Below are 1,214 nucleotides of genomic sequence, written 5' to 3' on the forward strand. Positions count from 1 at the left end.
GCTGCATGAGGATCTTTAACAAGATCCACTACGTGAAGATAAGGCCGCCGTCAACGACTCTTATTGCTGCGGATCACTTTGCAAGTTTCCTGCAGGCTCATCCTCCATGGCCGAGCCACGGTAGATGGTTCTGCCGGGCTTCGCTCATTTGCCGGTACTTTGTTTCCGGGGATCGATAAAAACAAAAATCGCCGCTCGAACTCAGTTCCAGCGGCGATTCTGCGAGCGATTGCGAACAATCGAGAGAGTCGAACTAACCGTCGAGGTTACATGCTGCCAAACAGCTCATCGACAGCGTCCTCGTATGCGGGGTAGTTGTCGGTAATGTCAGTGATGTCATCGACATCGCTGAAGGTGAAGTCGTTCAAGCCACCCAAAAGGTCGACCGCCACATCGGATCCGCGGTCTGTCAGGGCAAAACGGTCTTTGCTGACAACAGCCGACTTGACATCGCCTTCCTGGACAACCACCAGGAGGGCTTCGTCACGATCTTCATTGATCAGGAGTTCGACGAATTCTGCGTCACCGAAATCACGACCAACGAGGACCGTGTTTTGGTCAAGGATATCGACTTCGGTATCGTCGACGAGAACGGTTTCTTCGGTGAAGAAGAAGGTTGAGATTTCGCCAGGGGTGACGTCGAAGTCAGGATCGTCGGTACCAGGTTGAGTCGAAACGATGTTTCGTCCCGAGGTGATGTAAGTCCCGAGACTTTCGATGGTGAAGTTGCCTTGAGCGGCGGTGTCACCGACGAGGCCACCGGCTGCTGGGATGAAGACAGGGATCACGCCACTGGCACCTGGGCCGCTGACCTGCATGCCCGGTGGGAGGTCGTAGACGATCTCGTAGCTGCCTGGGGGAACATTCGTAAACGTGTAGCGACCTGACGTGTCGGTTACCGCGGTGCGACTCGACCCGGCCGCTCCGCCAACTTCGCTGAGTTGGACGCGTACGCCGGCGAGTGTGGTTTCGCCTTGGTCGTACTGGCCGTTTCGCATCGGAGCAGCACCGTTGTTGATCACGTCACTCATGTTTGTAATCGAGTCCAGATACAACTGGCCGGTGACTTCCGATGGTATGAAGTCTTTGACGTTGATCGAAACCAAAGCGGTGTCGGTGCCACCGTTTCCGTCATCGACGGTATAGGTGAACGAATCGGTTCCGGAGTAGTCCGTGTCTGGAGTGTAGGTGATGATGTTGTCGCTGATCGACAC

General features: G+C 55.2%; 1 protein-coding gene. It reads right to left on the bottom strand.

Features of this window, described 5'->3' with window-relative positions:
- Positions 1-266: 266 nt before the first annotated feature.
- On the bottom strand, positions 267-1,214 hold a 948-nt coding region (locus tag RSSM_RS31090; protein ID WP_173403205.1), incomplete at its 5' end, for an SdrD B-like domain-containing protein.

The sequence above is a fragment of the Aporhodopirellula sallentina SM41 genome (assembly GCF_000346505.1).
Classification (GTDB): Bacteria; Planctomycetota; Planctomycetia; order Pirellulales; family Pirellulaceae; genus Rhodopirellula; species Rhodopirellula sallentina.